At 61.4% G+C, this 2,308-nt stretch carries 1 protein-coding gene; it reads right to left on the minus strand.

The features are described 5' to 3' along the window. Positions 1-571 precede the first annotated feature (571 nt). The coding region (gene glyS, locus VGP39_RS16750; RefSeq protein WP_327569220.1) for a glycine--tRNA ligase subunit beta at positions 572-2,308 on the minus strand (1,737 nt) is incomplete at its 5' end.

The following is a 2,308-nucleotide window of genomic DNA, read 5'->3' on the forward strand; positions in this document are numbered from 1 at the left end:
CCCAAGGCCTCCCGAGTCCGTGCTTGCGAGGCACGTCCGCGGGCGCCGCATCCGACTAGTTCGGGTTACCCCTCCCTAGCCAAGCTTTCGCTCTGTCCCACTTCAGTAACGCCTCTAGAAGCGCCCCTCACTGGACAGGACGGGAGCGATAATAAGCCCGCCTTGGGGGACGGGGATAAGCAATGCGAAAAAATTTTTTTAGTAAGCAGCTCAAAGGATTACCGTCATCCTGAGGTGCTCGCCGCGCAGCGGTGAGCCTCGAAGGATCGGCCGCAAGCGAGATGCCAAAACCGCGCTTGCCTCCATCCTTCGAGGCTCGCCCTAGAGGGCGAGCACCTCAGGATGACGGTGGAGTGTGCGGCGCCGCCTGCGGGGAACCACGCACCGGGCGGGGTTTTTGTCTTGGGATGTCCACGCCACTCGTCATTCCCGGGCGCGCTCTTCGCGCGAGCAAGGAATCCATAACCCCGGTATTCGCGTTCAACATCCAACCACCGGCACAGGGAGTATGATTCCGGGCCTGCGCCAAGAGGCGCATCCCGGAATGACGAAGGTTGATTGGCGCGACGACTCAATCCTGTATCTTCGAAAAATCCGCCACCGCGCGCGTCGCCGCGCGGATTTCGTTCAGAAGTTTCAGGCGATTCTCGCGTACATTCGGATCGTCGTCGTTGACTTTGACCTTGTCAAAAAATGCATCCACCGCCGGCCGCAACTTCGCCATCGCGCTCATCGCGGCGGCGAAGTCTTCCTTGGCAACGGCGGCGCTGGCTTCGACCTTCACCTGATCGATCGCTTTGGCGAGGGCCTTTTCCTCATCGAGAGAGTACAGCGCGGCCTCCGGTGCGCCATCATACGCCCGGCCGTCCTTCTTCTCCTCGATCCGCAAAATGTTGGCCGCACGCTTGGTGCCGGCGAGCAGATTCTTGCCGTCATCCGTATCAAGAAATTTCCCAAGCGCTTCGACGCGGCGGACGACCATCAGAAGGTCGTCCTGCCCTTCCAGCGCGAACACCGCGTCGACAAGATCGTGTCGTGCGCCCTGTTCGCGTAGCTGGACTTTGAGACGATCGGCGAAGAAGGCGAGAAGATCGGCAGAAAAACGTTTCGATTGCCCAATAATACCTGCTTTACCCATGCCATGGCCCTTCCAAGCCATGTCAATGAACCTAAGAAGTGAAATTCTAACTGCATTCGAAGATACAATCCGAATAACGCCAAGCGCCGCTCGTCTCAGCGCAAATGGGTCTTTACTTCCGGTTGGCTTTTCATCGTTGCCCCAGAACCCCACCAGCGTATCGATCTTGTCGGCCAGCGCGACAGCGACCGATACCGGGTCGGTCGGTACACGATCCGCAGGCCCTTGCGGCTTGTAGTGTTCTTCGCTCGTTGCGGCGACGCTCGCGTTCTCGCCTTGCGCCAGCGCATAGTACTTCCCCATCAGGCCCTGAAGCTCGGGGAATTCGCCGACCACCTCCGTCAACAAATCCGCCTTCGCCAGCCGCGCGGCGCGGCGGACGTTGCGGGTATATTCCTGCTCGTCTCTGAAACCATCGGCGTTCAGAAACTTGCCGTCGAAAAAGGTCTCGCGCTGCTCCCACAAGATCGGCGCGATCTCCGCCGCCAGCCGCTCGATCCGCTGGATGCGCTCGCCCTGGGTGCCCAACTTCTCATGAAACACAATCCCGTCGAACTTCGGCAGCCGATCTTCCAGCTTGGTCTTCAAATCCGTCTCATAGAAAAACTTCGCGTCGCTCAGCCGCGCGCGGATGACGCGCTCGTTGCCGGCGACGATGGCCTTGCCGCCGTCGCTGGCTTCGATGTTGGCGGTGAGGATGAAGTGAGGCGCGAGGGTGCCGCCGCTTCCTTCACCTCTCCCCGCCGGGGAGAGGTCGGCGCGCAGCGCCGGGCGAGGGGGAGCTGCCGCGGATGGGGGAGCCCCCTCACCCGCCGTCGCGCTGCCGCGCGCCGTCGACCTCTCCCCTGCGGGGAGAGGTGAAGCAGGCTGCCTCACCACAAAACACTTCTGGTTGTTGCGGATGGTGGCGCGGATCACCTCGCCTGGGATCGACAGAAAGTCCTCATCGAACGAACCCATCAGCACCACCGGCCATTCGACCAGGCCCGCGACCTCGTCGAGCAGCACCTGGTCCTCGACCAGTTCGAACCCTTGGGCGAACGTCAGCTCCTTGGCATCGGCGAAGATGATGTCCTTGCGCGCCTGCGGATCGAGGATGACTTTTGCGGCCTTCAGCTTCGCTTCGTAGTCCTCGAACCGGCGCACGCTTATCGCGACGGGCGCCATGAA

It is taken from the genome of Bradyrhizobium sp. (genome assembly GCF_036009065.1).
GTDB lineage: Bacteria > Pseudomonadota > Alphaproteobacteria > Rhizobiales > Xanthobacteraceae > Bradyrhizobium.